Annotated in this window: 22 protein-coding genes and 2 pseudogenes; 7 read left to right on the forward strand and 17 right to left on the reverse strand. The window is 65.9% G+C overall.

Annotation, left to right across the window (positions count from 1 at the left end; all coding sequences use genetic code 11):
• The first annotated feature begins 3 nt into the window (after nt 1-3).
• From ctaC to ABC337_RS16780, 3 genes are read left to right on the forward strand one after another with little or no spacing between them, the layout of a single operon-like run.
• The gene (gene ctaC, locus ABC337_RS16770) at nt 4-876 is read left to right on the forward strand and encodes an aa3-type cytochrome oxidase subunit II (protein WP_377970454.1); all 873 of its coding nucleotides are present in this window, start codon (nt 4-6) and stop codon (nt 874-876) included.
• Between the two features lie 12 nt (nt 877-888).
• On the forward strand, nt 889-2,607 hold the full coding sequence (gene ctaD, locus ABC337_RS16775) for an aa3-type cytochrome oxidase subunit I (protein ID WP_412882996.1): 1,719 nt from the start codon (nt 889-891) through the stop codon (nt 2,605-2,607).
• A 2-nt stretch (nt 2,608-2,609) separates the two neighbouring features.
• Complete coding sequence (locus ABC337_RS16780; protein ID WP_290257799.1) at nt 2,610-3,011, forward strand: cytochrome c oxidase subunit 4; 402 nt, start codon at nt 2,610-2,612, stop codon at nt 3,009-3,011.
• 211 nt (nt 3,012-3,222) lie between these two features.
• Here the strand turns inward: ABC337_RS16780 and ABC337_RS16785 are convergent, their stop codons facing one another.
• Nucleotides 3,223-3,507 (reverse strand): HPr family phosphocarrier protein, encoded by a 285-nt coding sequence (locus ABC337_RS16785; RefSeq protein WP_412882995.1) that lies wholly within the window; start codon nt 3,505-3,507, stop codon nt 3,223-3,225.
• Nucleotides 3,508-3,677: 170 nt separating this feature from the next.
• On the opposite strand from ABC337_RS16785, the gene ABC337_RS16790 reads away from it, so the two are divergent.
• A complete protein-coding gene (locus ABC337_RS16790) occupies nt 3,678-4,445 on the forward strand; it encodes a GntR family transcriptional regulator (RefSeq protein WP_412883266.1) in 768 nt (255 codons plus the stop codon).
• A gap of 101 nt (nt 4,446-4,546) precedes the next feature.
• Here the strand turns inward: ABC337_RS16790 and qcrB are convergent, their stop codons facing one another.
• The 4 genes from qcrB to ctaE form a co-directional block, all read right to left on the reverse strand.
• Nucleotides 4,547-6,226, reverse strand: coding sequence for a cytochrome bc1 complex cytochrome b subunit (gene qcrB, locus ABC337_RS16795; protein WP_290257801.1), 1,680 nt, complete (start codon nt 6,224-6,226; stop codon nt 4,547-4,549).
• Nucleotides 6,204-7,274, reverse strand: a complete 1,071-nt coding sequence (gene qcrA / locus ABC337_RS16800; RefSeq protein ID WP_290257802.1) for a cytochrome bc1 complex Rieske iron-sulfur subunit — start codon at nt 7,272-7,274, stop codon at nt 6,204-6,206. The genes qcrB and qcrA overlap by 23 nt, the downstream gene beginning before the upstream one ends.
• 96 nt (nt 7,275-7,370) lie before the next feature.
• On the reverse strand, nt 7,371-8,159 hold the full coding sequence (gene qcrC, locus ABC337_RS16805; protein WP_290257803.1) for a cytochrome bc1 complex diheme cytochrome c subunit: 789 nt from the start codon (nt 8,157-8,159) through the stop codon (nt 7,371-7,373).
• A gap of 87 nt (nt 8,160-8,246) precedes the next feature.
• The gene (gene ctaE / locus ABC337_RS16810; RefSeq protein WP_459562707.1) at nt 8,247-8,885 is read right to left on the reverse strand and encodes an aa3-type cytochrome oxidase subunit III; all 639 of its coding nucleotides are present in this window, start codon (nt 8,883-8,885) and stop codon (nt 8,247-8,249) included.
• A 147-nt stretch (nt 8,886-9,032) separates the two neighbouring features.
• Between ctaE and trpD the strand changes: the two genes are divergently transcribed.
• A complete protein-coding gene (gene trpD / locus ABC337_RS16815) occupies nt 9,033-10,091 on the forward strand; it encodes an anthranilate phosphoribosyltransferase (protein ID WP_412882994.1) in 1,059 nt (352 codons plus the stop codon).
• Nucleotides 10,092-10,176: 85 nt separating this feature from the next.
• Here the strand turns inward: trpD and ABC337_RS16820 are convergent, their stop codons facing one another.
• The 5 genes and pseudogenes from ABC337_RS16820 to ABC337_RS16840 all read right to left on the reverse strand — a co-directional run bounded on the left by ABC337_RS16820 (nt 10,177) and on the right by ABC337_RS16840 (nt 13,424).
• Nucleotides 10,177-10,458, reverse strand: coding sequence for an Lrp/AsnC family transcriptional regulator (locus tag ABC337_RS16820; protein ID WP_290257806.1), 282 nt, complete (start codon nt 10,456-10,458; stop codon nt 10,177-10,179).
• Nucleotides 10,459-10,556: 98 nt separating this feature from the next.
• On the reverse strand, nt 10,557-11,000 hold the full coding sequence (locus tag ABC337_RS16825) for a DUF3054 domain-containing protein (RefSeq protein WP_412882993.1): 444 nt from the start codon (nt 10,998-11,000) through the stop codon (nt 10,557-10,559).
• A 148-nt stretch (nt 11,001-11,148) separates the two neighbouring features.
• Nucleotides 11,149-12,285: pseudogene (locus ABC337_RS16830) on the reverse strand (glycogen debranching protein); the annotation flags it as partial.
• Between the two features lie 154 nt (nt 12,286-12,439).
• A complete protein-coding gene (locus tag ABC337_RS16835; RefSeq protein ID WP_412882992.1) occupies nt 12,440-12,976 on the reverse strand; it encodes an SRPBCC domain-containing protein in 537 nt (178 codons plus the stop codon).
• Between the two features lie 25 nt (nt 12,977-13,001).
• On the reverse strand, nt 13,002-13,424 hold the full coding sequence (locus ABC337_RS16840) for an ASCH domain-containing protein (RefSeq protein WP_412882991.1): 423 nt from the start codon (nt 13,422-13,424) through the stop codon (nt 13,002-13,004).
• A 150-nt stretch (nt 13,425-13,574) separates the two neighbouring features.
• Between ABC337_RS16840 and ABC337_RS16845 the strand changes: the two genes are divergently transcribed.
• The gene (locus ABC337_RS16845) at nt 13,575-13,865 is read left to right on the forward strand and encodes a hypothetical protein (protein WP_412882990.1); all 291 of its coding nucleotides are present in this window, start codon (nt 13,575-13,577) and stop codon (nt 13,863-13,865) included.
• Nucleotides 13,866-13,919: 54 nt separating this feature from the next.
• On the opposite strand, the gene ABC337_RS16850 is transcribed toward ABC337_RS16845, so the two are convergent.
• The 3 genes from ABC337_RS16850 to ABC337_RS16860 form a co-directional block, all read right to left on the reverse strand.
• Entirely contained in the window at nt 13,920-14,543 is a 624-nt protein-coding gene (locus ABC337_RS16850) for a hypothetical protein (protein WP_412882989.1), read from the reverse strand.
• A gap of 204 nt (nt 14,544-14,747) precedes the next feature.
• Entirely contained in the window at nt 14,748-15,257 is a 510-nt protein-coding gene (locus ABC337_RS16855) for a DUF427 domain-containing protein (RefSeq protein ID WP_412882988.1), read from the reverse strand.
• A 20-nt stretch (nt 15,258-15,277) separates the two neighbouring features.
• A complete protein-coding gene (locus tag ABC337_RS16860; RefSeq protein WP_412882987.1) occupies nt 15,278-15,616 on the reverse strand; it encodes a sigma-70 family RNA polymerase sigma factor in 339 nt (112 codons plus the stop codon).
• A gap of 160 nt (nt 15,617-15,776) precedes the next feature.
• On the opposite strand from ABC337_RS16860, the gene arr reads away from it, so the two are divergent.
• On the forward strand, nt 15,777-16,202 hold the full coding sequence (gene arr / locus ABC337_RS16865) for an NAD(+)--rifampin ADP-ribosyltransferase (protein WP_377970489.1): 426 nt from the start codon (nt 15,777-15,779) through the stop codon (nt 16,200-16,202).
• Here arr and ABC337_RS16870 read toward each other — a convergent pair.
• The 4 genes and pseudogenes from ABC337_RS16870 to ABC337_RS16885 all read right to left on the reverse strand — a co-directional run bounded on the left by ABC337_RS16870 (nt 16,170) and on the right by ABC337_RS16885 (nt 20,040).
• Nucleotides 16,170-17,069, reverse strand: a complete 900-nt coding sequence (locus ABC337_RS16870; protein WP_412893294.1) for a class I SAM-dependent methyltransferase — start codon at nt 17,067-17,069, stop codon at nt 16,170-16,172. The genes arr and ABC337_RS16870 overlap by 33 nt on opposite strands.
• Before the next feature lie 140 nt (nt 17,070-17,209).
• Nucleotides 17,210-17,434 (reverse strand): annotated as a pseudogene (locus ABC337_RS16875) (RidA family protein); the annotation flags it as partial.
• Nucleotides 17,435-17,446: 12 nt separating this feature from the next.
• On the reverse strand, nt 17,447-17,599 hold the full coding sequence (locus tag ABC337_RS16880) for a RidA family protein (protein ID WP_412882985.1): 153 nt from the start codon (nt 17,597-17,599) through the stop codon (nt 17,447-17,449).
• Nucleotides 17,600-17,652: 53 nt separating this feature from the next.
• Nucleotides 17,653-20,040 carry an ATP-binding cassette domain-containing protein gene (locus tag ABC337_RS16885; protein WP_412882984.1) on the reverse strand — a complete coding sequence of 796 codons (2,388 nt, stop codon included), beginning with the start codon at nt 20,038-20,040 and terminating at the stop codon, nt 17,653-17,655.
• Between the last annotated feature and the right edge of the window lie 138 nt (nt 20,041-20,178).

Below are 20,178 nucleotides of genomic sequence, written 5' to 3' on the forward strand. Positions count from 1 at the left end.
TCTGTGAGTTCGCAGAACCGAACCGGCAGCCGACGCAAACAGATCACTTCGATCACTGGCTTGGCACTAGCCGGCGCGTTGGCTTTGACTGGATGTTCACCAGAGGTACAGAAAGGGTGGCTGCCGACCGAGCGCGGCACCACCAACCACACTGACCGCATCATGGACCTCTGGGTCAACTCATGGATTGCAGCCCTGGTCGTTGGCATCATCACCTGGGGCCTGATGATCTGGTGCATCGTCGCGTACCGGCGGCGCAAGGGCACCGTCGGGTTCCCCCGCCAGAACAGCTTCAACCTCCCGCTCGAGGTCTTCTACCTGACGATCCCGCTCTTCATGGTCCTGGTGTTCTTCTACTTCACCGACAGCGACCAGAAGGCCATCGACGACCGCAGCCAGCCTGCCGACGTCGTCGTCGACGTCCGCGGCAAGCAGTGGGCCTGGGACTTCAACTACAAGAAGGGTGACGTCGTCACCGAGGACCTCCACGAGGCCGGCGTCCAGGCGCACCTGACCGGCAACGACGTCGACAAGGAAAAGCTGCCGACGCTGTACCTGCCCGTCAACAAGTCCGTTGACCTGGAGCTGAACTCCCGCGACGTCATCCACTCCTTCTGGGTTCCCGCCTTCCTGCAGAAGCGCGACATGATCCCCGGCAAGACCAACTACATCCGGTTCACTCCCACCAAAGAGGGAACCTACGACGGCAAGTGTGCCGAACTCTGTGGTGAGTACCACTCCGAAATGCTGTTCCGCGTGAAGGTCGTCTCCGAGTCGGAGTTCGCCGCCCACATGAACCAGCTCCGCCAGGACGGCAACACCGGCCTGCTCGGCGAAGAGTACGATCGCAACCCGGCCCCGACCGAGAACAAGTAAGGGGAGCGCGAAGTGGCAACAACCTACTCTCAGCCCTATGGGATCCTTGAGGCTCCCGTAGTACCCAAATCCAAGGGGCGCATCGTCGTCAACTGGATCACCTCCACGGACCACAAGACCATCGGGTACATGTACCTGATCGCGTCCTTCGTGTTCTTCTGCTTCGGCGGCGTCATGGCGCTGCTGATCCGCGCCGAACTGTTCGAACCCGGCATGCAGATCCTGCAGACCAAGGAACAGTACAACCAGCTCTTCACCATGCACGGCACGGTGATGCTCCTGATGTTCGCGACCCCGCTGTTCGCCGGCTTCGCCAACGTCATCATGCCGCTGCAGATCGGCGCCCCCGACGTCGCCTTTCCGCGGCTCAACGCGCTGGCCTTCTGGTTCTTCCTGTTCGGTTCCACGATCGCCGTCTCAGGCTTCATCACCCCGCAGGGGGCCGCCTCGTTCGGCTGGTTCGCGTACGCTCCGCTGTCCAACACGACCTTCAGTCCCGGGGTGGGCGGGGACCTGTGGGTCTTCGGCCTGGCGCTCTCCGGCTTCGGCACCATCCTCGGCGCGGTCAACTTCATCACGACGATCATCTGCATGCGCGCCCCCGGCATGACCATGTGGCGGATGCCGATCTTTACCTGGAACACCTTGGTCACCGCCATCCTGGTGCTCATGGCGTTTCCACCGTTGGCTGCCGCCCTGTTCGCTCTCGGCGCGGACCGCCGCTTCGGTGCCCACATTTTCGATCCGGAAAACGGAGGCGCCATTCTCTGGCAGCACCTGTTCTGGTTCTTCGGCCACCCCGAGGTATACATCATCGCGCTGCCGTTCTTCGGGATCGTTTCTGAGATCATCCCGGTCTTCAGCCGCAAGCCAATCTTCGGCTACAAGGGCCTGGTCTACGCAACGATTTCCATCGCCGCCCTCTCCGTGACTGTGTGGGCACACCACATGTACGTCACTGGCTCGGTCCTGCTGCCGTTCTTCTCCTTCATGACGATGCTGATCGCTGTTCCGACCGGCGTAAAATTCTTCAACTGGATCGGCACAATGTGGCGGGGCTCGATAACGTTTGAAACCCCCATGTTGTGGAGCATCGGCTTCCTGGTGACGTTCCTTTTCGGTGGATTGACGGGCATCATCTTGGCCTCGCCGCCACTGGACTTCAACGTCTCGGACACCTATTTTGTTGTTGCACACTTCCACTATGTGGTTTTCGGCACTGTCGTCTTCGCGATGTTCGCCGGCTTCTACTTCTGGTGGCCGAAGTGGACCGGCAAGATGCTCAACGAGCGCCTTGGCAAGATCCACTTCTGGATGCTCTTCCTGGGTTTCCACGCTACCTTCCTGATCCAGCACTGGCTGGGTGTGTCAGGGATGCCCCGCCGCTACGCGGACTACATGCCGCAGGACAATTTCACGTGGATGAACCAGTTCTCGACCTACGGTTCCTTCCTTTTGGGTGCCTCGCTGGTCCCGTTCTTCTGGAACGTGTATATCACCTGGCGCAGCAACGAAAAGGTAATGGTCGATGACCCGTGGGGCTTCGGCGCCTCGCTCGAATGGGCGACGTCCTGCCCGCCGCCGCGGCACAACTTCACCTCGCTTCCGCGGATCCGCTCGGAGCGTCCTGCCCTGGACCTGCACCACCCCGAGCTTTCCCAGAACTACACCGTCGACTCTCCTGCCCCGGCAGCAGCGGCGCTCGGTAACGCCGACCAGAAGGACGCCTAACTGTGAAAATCGAATCTAGGATTTTTGGACTCGGTGTCTTCTTCTTCATCCCGGTCGCCATCGTCTACGGCTTCATGACGAACTGGAGCGAGTGGGTCGGCATCCTGGGCATCCTGCTGGTCGCCGGCCTGGCTGGCATGATCGGCGCCTACCTGGGCTTCACCGGCAAGCGCGTCGGCCTGCGTCCCGAGGACCGCAGCGACGCCGAGATCCACGAGGGTTCCGGCGAACAGGGCCACTTCAGCCCATGGAGCTGGTGGCCGCTGGTCCTCGGCCTCGCCTGCGCAGGAGGCTTCCTGGGCATCGCGGTCGGTTTCTGGATCACCTTCATCGCCGGTGGCCTGGCCATCGTGGCGCTGATCGGCTGGGTCTACGAGTACAGCCGCGGAGACCACGCGCACTAGGCGCCGCACGGGCTTTCGCCCGGCACCGCTAACGACGACGGGGACCCCACCATCCGGTGGGGTCCCCGTCGTTTTTGTGTCTACCGGGTGTTAGGTGGCGGGTGTTAGGTACCGGCTCTGTCATGCCGGCTGGTAGGGCCTGGCCGGCCTCTCCGTCCCGCGGTGCCGGGCGGGGACGTCGCACTGGGCCGGCTGGGCGGGGGAGTGCGGCCTACTGCTCTGCCAGCAGGGTGCCAAGGTTATTGAGGGCTGCCTGCGCGTCCTCGGCGCTGCGGCCCGCCGGTATCCTGGCGGCGTCGACGGCCAGCTCCACCTCGCAGCCGCGTTCGAAGTCCTCCGTCATGACTTCCAGCAGGGACCGGGCGTCCACGCCGCGCTGGCCGGGCCGGGCGATCGTGACGGGCAACCCGGTGGCAGTGACGGCCCGGACAAACTCTGCCGCCGGCCGGGCGTGCAGTCCGATCTCGGCGTGGATGACGGCCTTGTGTACGGGCAAGGGAGGCTCCTGATGGGGTCAAGCGAAAGATGCAGCCTCAAGCCTAGCCGGGGGAGCGGATAGCCGGGAAACCGCGTTCCCGGATTGGTCTAGACCTGTGGCGTGGGTGCCCTACGCTTAATTCATGACAGCTTGCACGAGGCCCGGCCGTGGGAAGTAACGCCGCCCGGATGGCCGGCGAGATCGACCGGTCCAGCGGGGTTCCCATCTACGTCCAGCTGCGGGAAATCCTGCGGGCCCACATCGCCACCTCCTGCCCGCCGGGCTCGGCCCTGCCGTCGGAGCGGGAGCTCTCAGAGCGGTTCGGCCTGGCGCGCATGACCGTCCGGCAGGCCATCGACGCCCTCGTCGGTGAGGAGGTCATCGAGCGGGTTGTGGGGCTGGGGACCTTCGTCCGGAAACCGAAGCTGGACCTCCAGGTGAAGCTGACCTCCTACAGCGAGGAAATGCAACGCCGCGGGATGGTCCCGGCGGCCAAGGTCCTCAGCTTTGAACAGATCGGCGCCAGCGCGTTCCTGGCCCGCGAACTCCAGCTGGAGGAGGGCACTCCCGTGGTCCGCTTCCGGCGGCTCCTGCTGGCGGACAACGAGCCCATGAGCGTGGACGAGAACTTCATTCCCGCACACCGGGTACCGGGCCTGCTCGACGGTGAGCCGCCGACGTCGCTCTACAACGTCCTCAGCGAACGCTACGGCCTGGTGATGGAGTGGGGCGAGGACATGATCGAGGCCACCGCCGCCTCGCCGTCGACCGCCCGGCTGCTCAACGTCGAGGTTGGCTCTCCGCTGCTGAAGATCCAACGGCATGCCTTCGTGGCCCGCGCCATGGTGGACTACTCCGTCTCCTACTACCGGGCAGACCGGTACAAGCTCTGGGTCCCGTTGCAGCGGCCCGGCGTGCGTCCCACTAGGAACTACGTCAGCGGCTACCGGCCCTAGGCGCCACGGTGGCACCAGGCCAGTGCCCACGAAGCCCACGCAGACACAGAAGAGGCCCGGTCCATTAGGACCGGGCCTCTTCTGTGTCTTACGACGGGAGACTAGTGGCTGAGCGTCTTCTGCTCGGCGTTCGCCTCGACAGCCTCGTGGGCGCCGTGGTGGCTGTGGGCCGCCGCGAGCTCCGTGGGCGTGACCGGTGCAACCCGGTCCTCGAAGAACCAGCGGGAGAGCTTGGCGCGACGGTTTTCCTTGCGGTCCACCACGCCCTTCTCGTTCGGCTGGGCCGGGAGCGGCTTCGGAGACTCGAAGCCGACCAGCTTGTAGCGCTTGTACTCGTCCAGCGGGGCGTGAACCTCGATGAACTCACCGTGCGGCAGGCGCACGATGCGGCCGGTTTCGCGGCCGTGCAGGGCGATCTCGCGGTCCTTGCGCTGCAGCGCCAGGGCGACGCGCTTGGTCACGATGAACGCGATGACCGGGCCGATGAAGAACAGTGCCCGCAGCCAGTAGGTCACGTCGTTCAGAGCCACGTGGAAGTGCGTCGCAATGAGGTCGGAACCAGCCGCTGCCCACATCACGCAGTACCAGACGAAGCCGGCCATGCCGATGGCGGTACGGGTCGGGGCGTTGCGCGGGCGGTCCAGGACGTGGTGCTCGCGGTCATCCTTGGTGATCCAACGCTCGATCCACGGGTAGGTGAACATCACGGTGAAGAGGATGCCCGCCGGGACCAGGGCCGGCAGCAGGACGTTGAAGGTGAAGACGTGGCCGAAGAAGATCTGCTCCACGTGCCAGTTGCCGAACGTGCCGGGCATCAGGCGGAGGGCGCCGTCGACGAATCCGATGTACCAGTCAGGCTGGGTGCCTGCCGAGACGGGGGAGGGGTCGTAGGGACCGTAGTTCCAGATCGGGTTGATGGTAAAGAAACCGGCCATGAGGGCGATGACACCGAACACGATGAAGAAGAAGCCGCCGGCCTTGGCCGCGTAGACCGGGCCGAGGGGGTAGCCGACGACGTTGCCGTCGTTGCGTCCCGGGCCGGGGTACTGGGTGTGCTTGTGCACGACGACCATGAACAGGTGAGCGGCGATCATCAGGAGGATCAGGGCCGGAACCAGCAGGATGTGCAGCACATACAGGCGGCCGATGATGGCCGTGCCCGGGAACTCGCCGCCGAAGAGGAAGAACGAGATGTAGGTGCCGATCACGGGGATGGACTTGATCACGCCGTCAATGATGCGCAGGCCGTTACCGGAGAGCAGGTCATCGGGGAGGGAGTAACCGGTGAAGCCGGCGGCCATGGCCAGGATCAACAGGACGGAGCCGATGACCCAGTTCATCTCGCGGGGCTTGCGGAAGGCGCCGGTGAAGAACACGCGGAGCATGTGCACGGCCACGGAGGCAACGAACAGCAGTGCCGACCAGTGGTGCACCTGGCGCATGAACAGGCCGCCGCGGACATCGAAGGAGATGTTCAGGGAGGAGTTGTACGCCACGGACATCTCGACGTTCTTCAGCGGCATGTAGGAACCCTGGTAGTGGGTCTCAGCCATCGACGGATCGAAGAAGAAGGTCAGGAAGGTGCCGGAGAGCAGCAGGATGACGAAGGAGTACAGCGCCACCTCGCCGAACATGAAGGACCAGTGGTCGGGGAAGACCTTCCGGCCGAATTCGCGGAGGATGCCCGATCCGCCGACGCGCTGGTCGACGAAGTCGGTGATGCGGCCGCCCTTGGTCTTGGCGACGAAGGTGGGGGTGTCAGCTGTTGATGTTGCGCTCATGCTCATCACGCTCCCAGTAGCTAGGTCCAACAGGTTCTTTGAAGTCGCTCGTGGCGTAGAGGTAACCCTCATCGTCGACGGCGATGGGCAGCTGCGGGAGCGGCCGGCTGGCGGGGCCGAAGATGACCTTGCATTCCTGGGTCAGGTCGAAGGTCGACTGGTGGCACGGGCACAGCAGGTGGTGCGTCTGCTGCTCGTAGAGAGCGACAGGGCAACCGACGTGGGTGCAGATCTTGGAGTAGGCAACGATGCCGTTGTAGCCCCAGTCCTCGCGCCCCGGGGAGGGGTTGAGGGATTCCGGGTTCAGGCGCATGAGCAGGACGACCGACTTGGCCTTCTCGTTCAGCTTGCCCGACTCCAGCTCGTTCAGGCCTTCCGGGATGACGTGGAAGGCGGAGCCGATGGTGACGTCCGAGGCCTTGATGGGGGTGCCATCAGGGTCGCGGGTGAGGCGCTTGGTCTTGCCGTTGACCGGTGCCCACATGGTGTGGGCCAGCTTGTCGTCCGGACGGGGACCGAGGTCGCCGAAGACGGCCAGGGCCGGCAGCGGGGCGAGGGCGACGGCGCCGAGCAGGGTGTTGCGGATCAGCGGGCGGCGCTTGATGCCGGTTTCCTCGACGATGTCGTCGACGATCCGGACGGCGGCCTGGCGGTCCTCTTCGGTGCGGATGGCGTGACGCTCTTCCGACACTTCGTGGTCCGGCATGAGGGCCTTGGCCCAGTGCACGATGCCCGTGCCGATGCCCAGCATCGCGAACGCGGTGCCGATGCCCAGCAGGGTGTTCTGCAGCCGGATGGTGGCGATCGAGGAATCGTTTCCAAGATCGATGGCGAAGTACGCCACCAGGAATATCAGGGTACCAACGACGGATACGCCGAACAGGAGGGCCACTTGCCGTTCCGCTCGCTTTGCGGCCTTCGGGTCCGTGTCAGCCAGGCGCAAACGGTGCGGGGGAATTCCAGGATCCTGGAACTTCTCCACCTCGCTCTGACCAGCCGTAGCTACGGTGCCCGAGTGGTTCGGACTGCCGTCACTATGGTTGCCCATAATTCGCCTCATCCTTCTCTCGTCCCGGCTCTCACCGGGTTAGATTTCAATTCAACCTGCCGGCGGGCCGGCAGAAATTCTTACGGGGTGCGGAGCCTAGGAGGTCCGCGAGGTCAGCCAGATGGTGAAGGCGATGATGACGCCCAGGCCGGCGATCCAGACAAACAAGCCTTCGGAGACCGGGCCGAGGGCGCCGAGGTCGTTGCCGCCCGGGGAGCCGTTGGATTCGATCTGCTTGAGGAAGGTGATGATGTCGCGCTTGCCCTCGGGGGAGACGTTGGCGTCGGAGAAGACCGGCATGTTCTGCGGGCCGGTGACCATGGCCTCGTAGATGTGCTTGCCGGACACGTCGGCCAGGGCCGGGGCGAACTTGCCCTTGGTCAGCGCGCCACCGGCAGCGGCGGCGTTGTGGCACATGGCGCAGTTGGTGCGGAACAGCTCGCCACCCTTGGCGGCGTCGCCCTTCTCGTCGAGGACGCCGGCTTCCGGGATGGAGGGGCCGGGGCCCAGGGAGGCTACATAGGCAGCCAGCTGGTGGGTCTGCTCCTCGTTGAACTGGGCGGGCTTCTTGTAAGCCTGCGGACCGTTCATCTGCATGGGCATACGGCCGGTTCCCACCTGGAAGTCAACCGCGGCGGCGCCGACGCCGACGAGCGACGGGCCCGCCTGCGATCCGCTGGCACCCATGCCATGGCAGGTGGCGCAGTTGGCGGCGAACAGCTTGCCGCCCTCCTCCGCGTCGCTTGCGCTGAAGCTCGTGGTGTCGGCCTTGGCCTGGTTGACGGTGGTGGCGACGGCGTACAGCCCACCAGTGATGAGGAGGCCCATCAGCAACAGTGCAACTGCTGCCAGTGGGTGACGTCGCTTCTGCGAGAGTGCCTTCACGTGGTGGTTCCTTTTTTCGATGCTGCGTTGGCTCCGGGAGCCGCTTCTTGAAATTCTATCTCTTGTAGAAAGAGAGACAAGGGGTGGCTACTTGAGGACGTAGATGACCAGGAAGAGGCCGATCCACACGACGTCAACGAAGTGCCAGTAGTACGAGGTGACGATCGCGGAAGTTGCCTCGAAGTGTCCGAACTTCTTGGCCGCGAAGGAGCGTCCCATGATGAGCAGGAACGCGATGAGGCCGCCGATGACGTGGAGGCCGTGGAAGCCGGTGGTCATGTAGAACGCCGAGCCGTAAGCGTTGGAGGAGAGCGAGACGTGCTCGGAGACGAGCATGGCGTACTCGGTCGACTGGCCGGCCACGAAGAACGCACCCATGATGAATGTGAGCGTGAACCACTCATTCATTCCCCAGCGGGAGAAGCTCAGCGGACCGCCAAGGCGGCGCGGCTGAAGCCGTTCCGCGGCGAAGACGCCCATCTGGCAAGTGAAGGAACTTGCCACGAGGACGATCGTGTTAACGAGCGCAAAGGGGAAGTTGAGCTTGGCTGTCTCTTCAGCCCACATCTGTCCGGAGGTCGAACGGAGTGTGAAGTACATGGCAAAGAGACCGGCGAAGAACATCAACTCACTGGAGAGCCAGACAACGGTTCCAACGGAAACCATGTTCGGGCGGTTCAGCGTGGGGTGCGCCGGGGTACTGGGGGCATGGGTCGCAGATGTCACATAGACATTATGTCTGTAAAAGTCCTGTGTGCCCAACGCGAACCGCCTTTTGAGGGCACTTTTTCTACAAAGACGCGAAATCGCGCGGAAAAGTTCCGCGGGCCTTCGCATTGGGCATTGCGGCTCCCGGCTCGATAGCATCGGACCGTGACTTCCCAGGCATCTACACCGGCGGCAAGCAGGACCTGGCCGCGCCTTATCGGCGCCCTGATCAAGGGTGAGGACCTCACCGCCGGCGACACCGCCTGGGCCATGGCCTCGATCATGTCCGGTGAGGCCTCGCCGGCACAGGTGGCCGGGTTCCTTGTATCGCTGCGCGCCAAGGGCGAGACGGTGGCCGAACTCACAGGTTTGGTCGAGTCGATGATCAACTCCGCGAACCCGCTGGAGATCGCCGGGGAGAAGCTGGACATCGTCGGCACCGGCGGGGACCAGCTGAACACCGTGAACATCTCCACCATGGCCGCGCTCATCTCCGCCGGCGCCGGCGCCAAGGTGGTCAAGCACGGCGGTCGGGCGGCGTCGTCAGCGTCCGGCTCAGCGGACGTTCTCGAGGCGCTCGGCGTCCGGCTGGACCTGCCGATCCCGCGCGTGGCCCGCAACGCGGAAGAAGCGGGCATCACCTTCTGCTTCGCCCAGGTCTTCCACCCCTCCATGCGGCATGCCGCCGTCGCCCGGCGCGACCTCGGCGTTCCGACGGCCTTCAACTTCCTGGGGCCGATGACCAACCCGGCGCACGTCCAGGCCTCGGCGGTGGGGGTGGCCAACGAGCGGATGGCGCCGCTGGTGGCCGGGGTGCTGGCCCGCCGCGGCAGCCGCGGCCTGGTGTTCCGCGGCGGCGACGGCCTCGATGAACTGACCACCACCGGCCCCTCCCGCATCTGGGAGATCCGCGACGGCGACGTCGCCGAGCAGACATTTGACCCGCGCGAGCTGGGCATCCGTCAGGCGACGGTGGCGGAACTGCGCGGGGGCGACGCCGCGGCGAACGCCGCCGTCGTCCGGTCCGTGCTGGCCGGGGATCCCGGACCGGCGCTGGACGCGGCCCTGCTCAATGCCGCGGCGGGACTGGTGGCCTTCGACCTGGATGCCGCCGGACCGCTGACCGAGCGGATGGCCGCGGCGATGAAGCGGGCGGAGGAAGCGGTGCACTCGGGTGCCGCCGCCGCCGTCCTGGACCGCTGGGTGGCACTGTCCCGCGACTAAACCGTCGCCGTCCGCGCGCGGCGAGTAGGGCTTGAGACTTGAGTGCTCGAACCTTTAGTGCCTGAGCCTTTACTGCGTGAGGCGCTTACTGCTCGAAGCCGAGGGCGAAGGCCGCGTCGAGGTCGTGCTGGGAGTAAGCGCGGAAGGCGATGTGCGTGGTGGTGTGCACCACGGCCGGAACTTTGGAAAGCTTGTCCGCGATGACGTCCGCCAGGTCCTCATGCTTGGCCACCCGGGCGATCGCGATCAGGTCCCACTCGCCGGTGACGGAGTAGACCTCGCTGATGCCCGGGATCGACGAAATTTTCTCGGCCGTCTCCGGGATGGCGGAAGCGTCAGTCTTGATCAGGACGAAAGCGGTGATCACGTGGGGACCTTTCGGAGCGGGTGCATCATTGCCGGAGTGCCGTAGCGGGACCGAAGCCGCCGGCGCGGGCGGGCCCGGATGGTTGCAAGCCTAGTCCATCAGTCCGCGCTGCGGCGGGAGCGCAGCCGCCTCACGCCCGCGGCCAGGAGGCGCCAGCCGAGCAGGAAAACGGCGACGGCAATCAGGGCGACAATCACGAATGGGAGCACCACCACCTGGCCGGTGAGGGCCCGAAGCAGCATGCCGACCGCCACGGTGGCGAGCCAGACGACGACGCCGGACGGCCACGCCGCCAGCGGGCGGCGCCAGAGACGGAACACCAGCCAACCCGCCGCGGCGCCGGCCAGGAACGGCCACGCGGTGGCCAGCACGCCGGTGACGATTTCCCCGCGCTGGTGGGCGTCGCGGCCAATGGCGGCGAAGAGCAGGATCAGGAACGCGTCCGCGGCGGCCGCCAGGATCGCGGTGCGCGGCGAGGCGGCCGCGGGGCGGCGCCCGTCGAGGGACTGGTTCTGTTGCGGGGCGGGGGCGCTAAGGGGCATACCCCAAGTTTACCGGGATAGGCAGGACCGGATTCCTGTGCCCGGAGGCTCGACCGAACCCCGCCCGGTTCTCCGGACCGTGGATTTCGTGGCCCCGCGCAGCTAGCATGGGCGCGACTCATGACACCGGCAGAAACAGCACGAAGGGGGGGGCAAGGACCGGATCCTGCTCGATCAGGGTCAGGAAGGCGCTGTGCAGTTCGGCGCTGCCGTCCTGGCGGGTCAGCGTGGTGGCCAGGTCGAAGCGGAACCCGTCGACGTGCATCTCCGTCACCCAGTAGCGGAGCGAGTCCATGATCAGGCCCAGCGCAGCGGGGTGGCCGACGTTGAGGCTGTTGCCCGTGCCGGTCGTGTCGAAGTAAGCCGACTCCTCGCCCTCGACGAGGCGGTAGTAGGCCGCGTTGTCGATGCCCTTGAAGGACAGGGTGGGGCCCATGTGGTTTCCCTCGGCGGTGTGGTTGTAGACGACGTCGAGTATGACCTCGAGGCCGGCCGCGTGGAGCGCCTTGACCATGGCTTTGAACTCGGCGACCTGGCCGCCGCCGTCGCCCGCGGAGCTGTAGTCGCCGTGCGGGGCGAAGAAGCCGATGCTGTTGTAGCCCCAGTAGTTCCGGAGGCCCTTCTCCTCGAGGTGGCTGTCCTGGACAAACTGGTGGACGGGGAGCAGTTCGACGGCGGTGATGCCCAGGTCCGTAAGGTGCTTGATGGCGGCCGGGTGCGCCAGTCCGGCGTAGGTGCCGCGGATGTCCTCGGGGACGTCCGGGTGCTGCTGGGTGAAGCCCTTGACGTGGACCTCGTAGACCACGGTCTCGGCCAGGGGAGTGCGGGGTGCGACGTCGGGGGAGCCGGCATCCCAGTCGAAGGACGGGTCGGTCACGACGCAGCGGGGCGTCGAATCGGCCGAATCGGACTCGTCGAAGGCAGTCGGATCGTTTAGGTCGTGGGAGAAGACGGCCTGGCCCCAGTCGTAGCTGCCCTCGACGGCGGTGGCGTGCGGGTCCAGCAGCAGCTTGTTCACGTTGTGCCGCAGGCCGGCGTCCGGGTTCCAGGCGCCGTCGACGCGGATTCCGTAGCGGGTGCCCACCTCGACGCCGGGAACGACGGCGTGGAAGACGTGGCCGGTGCGTTCGGCGAGCGCGGTCCGGGTCTCGTTGCCGTCCCCGTCGAAGACGCAGAAGTCGACGGCGTCGGCCGTCTGTGAGTAGATCGCCACATTGGCGCCGCCCTCACGCAGCGTGACGCCCAGGGGATAGGGGAGGGAACGCGTGGCGGATGCCGAAGTCATGCGATGCTCGTTTCTCTACGAAAGTGTTAGCCCCCAGTATAGTAAGCATGCTGACGAAAGCTTGAACCGCGACGGCGGGATGTCACAGTGCAGTGGGGTATCGCTCAGGTCTCCACCGGGACGGGTCCGTGTTGGGCGGTGATGCCTACGCTGGTCAGTGCGTGGGCATCTGGAGATACAGCGGGTGCAGTTCCTGCCAGAGCCGCCGTGCGTCGCACCGGCCTTTACCCGCGAGGTGGGCCCTCAGGTCCTCAACGTGGATCTGGTCCCCGGCGGCGTAGGCGGCCAGGTTCGCCAGTGGCAGGCCGTGGTCCTCGAACACCAGCAGGGTCCCGGTGCCGTCCGGTGCCAGTGTAATCTCCATTAGTCCGTCGGGTTCATCCTCCGACGAGGTGGCGATCCGGATGCCCCTGCCCTGGTCGCAGGCCGCGATGCGGCAGGTGCCCTCCCAGCCGCTGGCAAAGTAGCGGGCACGGTATTCGCTCCCTACGCCGGGGGCTGCCGTCAGCGGCTCTCCCGACATCTCTGCCAGCTCGCCGAGCCAGGCGCCCAGTTCCCGAAGCCCGGTCAGCGCCTTCCATACGGTACCGACGGGCGCATCCAGGTGTTCCTCGATGCGGATGAACCCCGACGTGCCTGCGGAGTGCAGGGTCCCCAGCAGTCGCGGTGTGTCAGTTTCGGAGTCGGTCATGGGCCGAGCCTAGCCCGCTTCCGTCCTACAGTCGACGAACCAGGCGGAACTGTTCGAGGACCAGCAGGGTATCCTCGCGGACCGTGAAGCCCGGGTCACCCAGTGCCGCCCGCATCTGGTCGCTGTGCCAGAAGTTCTCATGTCCGGCGCGCCACTCGGCCACCGTTTCGTAGCCTTCGCCCTCGTCCCGTGCGTGGTCAAGATCCACGTCGGCCAGCGGCACCCGGCGCACACCCGTGGTCTCGATGACCGCAGCGGCACGGCCTTCCGAATCCAGGACCTGCTGCCGCGCCCCGACTATCGGTAATGGCTCGTCGGCGAGCGCGTACTCCACGGCGAGCGACGTCGTCGATGTCTTCCGGCCATCCAGGATGGCACCCACGAGTGCGTCCCTCAATGGTCCGGGAAAGGCGAACTCGGCGTGCGGCAGGTCCTCATCGGTACTCATAGCTCCCCATCCTCCATGGCTGGACGCTTCAGGCGAAACGGCGAAGATGGTTGCCTGCGGGCGCTTCCCCCGACGCGCAGGATCGGGTTGACTGACAGTAGGGTCCGTCCGTGGACCTCTAAGGGGGAGATTGTGGGATCAAAAGGAACGTTGTTCATCGGCTCCGGAGTGGCCCTTCTGGCGGTAGCGCTCATCATGATGCCGTTGCCCCTGTTCGATGCGCTTTCGGGCCGGAGCGGGCCGGGGGTGGCCCTCATCGCCGGTATCGTATTCCTGCTCGCAGGGCTGGGGCTCCTGGTGACGGGACTTCGACGCCGGTCCCGCAACCTGCGCACGCCGCGCACCTACGCGACGAAGGAGCCGACATCCCTCGACGAGGACCGGCCGGCCAACCCCTATGCACTGCCGAAGTCCTACGGAGCCATTCCGCCTCTCCACTGACGCGGCCGGGCGCAGGTGTGGGATGCCCTACCGCAGGCATCCCACACCCCGGGCTCACCGGACGGTAACGCTGACCAGCAAGTCCTTGAGGCGGTCATAGTCTTTGGTCTTCATCCATGCCTTGGCAGCCCCTTGGCTGGGAAACGCCGGGTCGGCGAAAATCACCCGCGTAAAAAGCCCGTCCCCGCCGGAACCTACCAGACCGCACCAGGAGGAGACGCCGTCGCCCTCCTGCAGGGAGCGGGGATCCGTGAGGCCCATGGAGTAGGTCTCGCCGCCGGGGGAGACTTCGCTGACAAAGCCGAACGCTGCCTGTCCGCCGTCGGCTGTGGGAATGCCGGGAGCGGCGGCGCGGTCCAAGACCGTGCGGGAGACGGGGCCGCCGGCGCAACCGGCCGTAACACCCCGGGCCAGTAGGACCCGTTCCTTGCCGTTCTGGTCCGTGACCAGGGCCTCCACGCCGGGCAGCCCTGCTGGGGGCGTCGAGGTTTGCACGGTCCAGTCGGCAGGGTAGGCGAAGCTCATTCCGCCGTCCGGAAAGGTGTAGACCTTCGTGTCGCCGGCGTCGCGGCCCTTCGCAGTGTGCGGAGGGACGGAGGCCTTGGTCGTTGCTTTAACGGACGACGTCGACGTCAACTCGGCGGTGTCCCGCACCACCGGAGACCCGGCGGAGCTCATGCCGGCGTTACCTGGGTAGGGTCCGCACGCTGTGAGCGCGAACCCAAGGCCCAGACCGGCGGCCATGACAACGGGCAGCAGCCCTTTTCGGTGATTCAACATCTTCGTCCCCATTTCAGTTGCGTCGGACATTTGTCCGTGTGAAATGAAGGTTTCCGGGGGACGCCGGATCTTTACGGCGTTGGTACATTCGACCGCGCCCGGTTACCAGCCGCCGGTGCCGGGTGCGCCCTTGAACGGGCCCACGATGTTGGCGGTGATCCAGCCGCCGTAGAAGCCGCCCTCCTGCGGGGTGACCCGTTCGCCGTCGATCTCGCAGGCGTCCATCAGGCCGGGATAGAGCGCCACCCGGCCACGCAGGGATTCGAAGCCCTCAGCCGGCTCCGGGTACGTCCAGCCGGCCCGATGTGCCGTCGCTGACCCGGAGACGACGTCGAAGTACCGGGCCTCGCCCTTGAATTCGCAGAAGCTGGACCCCTCCGCCGGCCGCAGCGCCCGGGCCGGGAAGGCCTCGATAGGCAGGTAGTACACCGGGGGATGGCTGGTTTCCAGGACACGGACCGAATCGGTGGTGTCGGCGATGACCTGCCCGCCGAAGCGCACCACCACGCGTTCGCTGCGGTGTTCGACGCGAGGGGGCCGGGGATAGTCCCAGACGGATTCCTGCCCGGGGGCCGGGGGAATGGGACGGGGATGCCGGGAGAAGAGGTTCATTGGGGTGCTCCGGTCCTGCGTCAGGCGCCTGTGGCGCTGAGGCCGTGGTGAGCGCGCGCCTGCATCGCATGCCCATAGGCGAGGGACAGTGCCCAGGCGATCGGGGTGCCGTCGGCAGGCTTGTACGTCCGTGCCCTTTTCCACACCGAGGCGTACACGTTCTCAAGGACTGCCTGGGCGGCGGGGGCCTCGGGCACGACTTGCCGAATGAGGCCGTAGCACCGGGCCGAGGTGAGGGCGTAGAACCCCTCCAACGACGGCTTGTCGGCGGCAGCCACCCCGGCGATGAGGCGGATAAGGTCAGCATTGCGAACATCGACCTCGGGCGCCCCAGGCCCGGCAGAGATGGTAGCCGTCACGGTCACTCCAGACTCTCAAACATCTTTACTAGTTTGTCTACTATTACGCCTACTTAGCATGTTGTCCACAACGAGGCCGCGCGAATGGCGGGGGATGATAGGAATGCGGGCTAACGTAGGGGAGTGGCGTCGACGTCGGCCCAGGCAGGGGAGGAACAGGGTGTCCGGAGCATCCAGTGAGAATGGTCCCTTCTTCCATGGCACGGTCGCGGATCTGCGGGTGGGGGACCTGCTGACTGCGGGCCGACGGTCGAATTACCGTCCCGAGGTCGTGATGAACCACATCTACTTCACGGCCCTCGTCGATGGCGCCGGGTTGGCGGCGGAAATCGCTGCGGAGTTGTCCGACGGCGCGTTGCGCCCCCGTGTTTACGTCGTCGAACCCATCGGGGCGTTTGAGGACGACCCGAACGTGACGGACAAAAAGTTTCCGGGCAACCCCACCCGGTCGTATCGGAGCGCTGAGCCGCTGCTGATCACCGGGGAGATCTTTGAGTGGACCCGTCTTACGCCCGAGCAGCTGCAGATGTGGCGCGAACGGCTTTCGGTTCTGTTATCCGACGGCCACGGCGAGATCATCAACTAGCAGCTCTTTCTTGTGAGGAACCTGTCCCACGCCGAGCAGCGCAACCGCCGGCAGCACGACTTTTCCGTTCGTGGTGATGGGGGAGACCAGCCTCAGGTACTCCCGGTGCATGGCGGCCTGAACGGACGGGGCCTGGCTGCGAACAATCTTGCCGATTCCCCCGACGCCGCCAGCCGGACCGGCCCACAGGTCTTCGGCGTCGATCATGAACTCCCAGGAGAGGGTCCTCGTCTGCACGGCTTCCAGGCCCGCGCGTTGGAGCAGCTCCCGCACGCCCGGCTCGGTCCGATCAAAATCCTTGTCCACCGGAAGTCTCTCCTGGCCGGCTGCCGTTACCCCGCTGGCATTCACCACGTCCGCCCACAGGGTGTTGATGGCCGAAAGCTCGGAGGGCCAGATGGTGACGCCGACCGCGCCCAGCGGGCGGCATATCCGGATGAGTTCGGCGACGGCGGCCCGGGGATCCCCAACATGGTTGACGACGAAATTGGCGAGGACGGCGTCGAAATCGGACGAGGGGAGTGGCAGGTCAGGCAAACCGCCCGGGAGCAGGTCGGCCTGGGGTGCCGCGCCGCGGGCCATGGAGAGCATCCCGGCATCCGGGTCCACGCCGGTGACGTCGGCGCCCAGTTCGATCGCCACGGCGGCGAGGTTTCCGTTTCCGCACCCGACGTCTGCCAGCCTGCGACCGGACAACGGGCCAAGGATCCCGGCTGTTGCCTCAAGCAGCGGCGCGATGGCACCCGCGCACAGGTGGGCGAAACTTTGCGCGTACGAAGGCCCGACGCCGGACCAGGCATCTGCGCTATTTTGATCGGTTCCTGCTGCTGCCACGAATTCCCCTGGTCGATGATGTCTTCCCGGCATCCAGTGTGGTCCACGTGCGGGGCGAAACGGTGACGACGCGGTACGCGGCGCCCGGGAAGGCGGTGGGCGGAGAGGGGCAATTCAGCTTTACTTTACATAATGTTGATTATCGGCGTTACGGCCGGGAACCCGGGAGGGGCTTAGCGCAGTGCCGCTGTCAGTTCGATTTCCACGCGCGCGTTGAGCGGAAGTTCAGCGACAGCCACCGTGGTGCGCGCCGGAAACGGCTCATTGAAGATGTCACGGTACACCGAGTTCATCGCCGCAAAGTCAGCCATCGACGTCAGGTACACGTTGACCTTGACGACGTCGTCCCAGCCCGGGCCGGCTTCGGTCAGAACCTGCTCCAGATTATGAAAAACCCGCCGGGTCTGTGCTTAAGCGTCGCCGTCCACCAGTTCGCCGGTGGACGCACCGATGGGCGTCTGACCGGACAGGAACAGCACACCCAGTCCGGGTGCCGTGGCGGCCTGTGAATACGGTCCAATGGGCTTCGGTGCCGTCGATGCGAGAACACTCTGCCGGGTCATGGACACCAGTTCCTTTCCTGCGGTGAACTTTCAAGGGTTTAGTTGTCTGCGGTCTAGTGGCCCACATAGGTGGCCAGATGTTGGCCCGTCAGCGTGGACCGTGCGGCTACCAGCTCAGCCGGTGTGCCCTCGAAAACGATCCTGCCGCCGTCGTGCCCGGCACCCGGACCCAGGTCGACGATCCAGTCCGCGTGCGCCATGACCGCCTGATGGTGCTCGATGACGATCACCGACTTGCCCGAGTCCACCAGCCGGTCCAGCAGCGCTAGAAGGTTCGCGACGTCGGCCAGGTGCAGTCCGGTGGTCGGCTCGTCGAGGATGTAAATGTCGCCCTTTTCGGCCATTTGGGCCGCCAGTTTGAGCCGCTGACGCTCGCCGCCGGACAGGGTCGTCAGCGGCTGGCCCAGGCTCAGGTAACCCAGTCCCACGTCGGCGAGCCGGTCCAGGACCTTATGGGCGGCGGGGGTGGCTGCCCCTCCCCCGCCGAAAAAGTCCTTCGCCTCGGCCACGGACATCGCCAGCACCTCGGCGATATTCCGGCCGCCCAGCGTGTACTCCAGGACGGAGGCCTGGAAGCGTTTGCCGTCGCATTCCTCGCACGTGGATTCCACCGTGGCCATGACGCCCAGGTCCGTGTAGATCACGCCCGCGCCGTTGCAGGCCGGGCAGGCGCCCTCCGAATTGGAGCTGAACAGCGCCGGCTTGACGCCGTTGGCCTTGGCGAACGCCTTCCGGATGGGCTCCAGCAGCCCGCTGTAGGTCGCCGGGTTGCTGCGCCGCGAACCCTTGATGGCGGCCTGGTCGATCACCACCACGCCGTCGCGCCCGACCACCGATCCGTTGACCAGCGAACTCTTCCCGGAGCCGGCGACACCGGTCAACACGCACAGAACGCCCAACGGCAGGTCGACGTCGACGTCCTTGAGGTTGTGCGTGGACGCGCCGCGGACCTCCAATACCCCCACCGGTGTCCGCACCGGGTCCTTGACCGCGGCCCGGTCATCCAGGTGCCGGCCGGTAACGGTGCCGCTCCCCCGCAGCCCCGCCACGGTGCCCTGGTAGACCACCTCACCGCCGCCCGCTCCGGCGCCGGGCCCCAGGTCGATGACGTGGTCCGCGATGCCGATGGTCTCGGGTTTATGCTCTACCACCAGCACCGTGTTGCCCTTGTCCCGCAGCTGCAGCAGGAGCCCGTTCATTCGTTCGATGTCGTGCGGATGCAGGCCGATCGAGGGCTCATCGAAGACGTAGGTGATGTCCGTCAGCGAGGATCCCAGGTGGCGGATCATCTTGGTCCGCTGCGCCTCTCCCCCGGACAGCGTCCCGGCCGGCCGGTCCAGGGACAAGTACCCCAGGCCGATCTCCGCGAAGGAATCCAGCAGGTGCTGCAGGCCGCCCAGCAGCGGCGCCACGGACGATTCCCGGAGCTCCCGGATCCAGCCGGCCAGGTCGGTGATCTGCATGGCGCAGAGTTCGGCGATGTTCTTGCCGTTGATCCGCGCGGACCGGGCCTCCTTGCTGAGCCGGGTCCCGTCGCACTCCGGGCAGGACTGGAATGTGACCGCCCGCTCCACGAAGGCGCGGATGTGCGGCTGCATCGCCTCCGGATCCTTGGACAGCATGGACTTCTGCATCCTGGGGATCAGGCCCTCGTATGTGAGGTTGATACCCTCGACCTTGATCTTGGTCGGTTCGCGGTACAGCAGGTCATCCAGCTGCTTCTTGGTGAACTTGCTGATCGGCTTGTCCATGTCGAAGAACCCGGAGCCGCTGAAGATCCGGCCGTACCAGCCGTCCATGCTGTAGCCGGGAATGGTCAGCGCCCCGCCGGCCAGCGACTTGGTCTCGTCATACAGGGCGGTCAGGTCGATGTCGGACACGGACCCCATGCCCTCGCACCGAGGGCACATGCCGCCCAGGTAGACGACGTTCTGCACCACATTCTTCTCCACCCGGCCGGACCTCTCGGTGCTCATGACACCGCTGGCCTTGCGGGTGGGGACGTTGAAGGAGAATGCCGTGGGCGGCCCGACGTGAGGGGTGCCGATCCGGCTGAAGAGGATCCGGAGCATCGCGTTCGCGTCCGTGGCGGTGCCCACCGTGGACCGGGGGTTGGCGCCCATCCGCTCCTGGTCCACGATGATCGCCGTCGTCAGCCCCTCGAGGAGGTCGACGTCGGGGCGCGCCAGGGTGGGCATGAAGCCCTGCACGAAGGCGCTGTAGGTCTCGTTGATCATGCGCTGGGACTCGGCCGCGATGGTCGCGAACACCAGCGAGCTCTTGCCGGAGCCGGAGACGCCGGTGAATGCGGTCAGGCGGCGCTTCGGGATCTCGACGCTAACGTCTTTGAGGTTGTTCTCCCGTGCCCCCTGCACCCGGATCAGGTCATGGGTGTCCGCGACGTGGGCCGCCGCCGGGGCCGGCTCCCCTGCTGGTGTCATGCTGCCGCGTCTCCTTCCATTGGGCGTGCAGGGCCAGCTTAGAACAGTCGGTGGCGTTATTGGGCGGGAACGACGGCGGCGGGCGGCGGCCGGATCCGGGGCGCCATTGTCTAATCCCCCGGGCTCCCACAGAATGAA

The organism is Arthrobacter phoenicis (assembly GCF_047238215.1).
In the GTDB taxonomy this organism is placed as follows: Bacteria; Actinomycetota; Actinomycetes; order Actinomycetales; family Micrococcaceae; genus Arthrobacter.

What these genes read in the sequence shown, in the direction of transcription:
- ABC337_RS16790 (WP_412883266.1), top strand. Translation starts at nt 3,678, where the DNA reads ATGGCCGGCGAGATCGACCGGTCCAGCGGGGTTCCCATCTACGTCCAG.
- qcrB (WP_290257801.1), bottom strand. Translation starts at nt 6,226, where the DNA reads ATGAGCGCAACATCAACAGCTGACACCCCCACCTTCGTCGCCAAGACC.
- qcrA (WP_290257802.1), bottom strand. Translation starts at nt 7,274, where the DNA reads ATGGGCAACCATAGTGACGGCAGTCCGAACCACTCGGGCACCGTAGCT.
- ABC337_RS16825 (WP_412882993.1), bottom strand. Translation starts at nt 11,000, where the DNA reads ATGCCCCTTAGCGCCCCCGCCCCGCAACAGAACCAGTCCCTCGACGGG.
- ABC337_RS16835 (WP_412882992.1), bottom strand. Translation starts at nt 12,976, where the DNA reads ATGACCGACTCCGAAACTGACACACCGCGACTGCTGGGGACCCTGCAC.
- ABC337_RS16840 (WP_412882991.1), bottom strand. Translation starts at nt 13,424, where the DNA reads ATGAGTACCGATGAGGACCTGCCGCACGCCGAGTTCGCCTTTCCCGGA.
- ABC337_RS16850 (WP_412882989.1), bottom strand. Translation starts at nt 14,543, where the DNA reads ATGAGCTCCGCCGGGTCTCCGGTGGTGCGGGACACCGCCGAGTTGACG.
- ABC337_RS16855 (WP_412882988.1), bottom strand. Translation starts at nt 15,257, where the DNA reads ATGAACCTCTTCTCCCGGCATCCCCGTCCCATTCCCCCGGCCCCCGGG.
- ABC337_RS16870 (WP_412893294.1), bottom strand. Translation starts at nt 17,069, where the DNA reads ATGCCGGGAAGACATCATCGACCAGGGGAATTCGTGGCAGCAGCAGGA.
- ABC337_RS16880 (WP_412882985.1), bottom strand. Translation starts at nt 17,599, where the DNA reads ATGACCCGGCAGAGTGTTCTCGCATCGACGGCACCGAAGCCCATTGGA.
- ABC337_RS16885 (WP_412882984.1), bottom strand. Translation starts at nt 20,040, where the DNA reads ATGACACCAGCAGGGGAGCCGGCCCCGGCGGCGGCCCACGTCGCGGAC.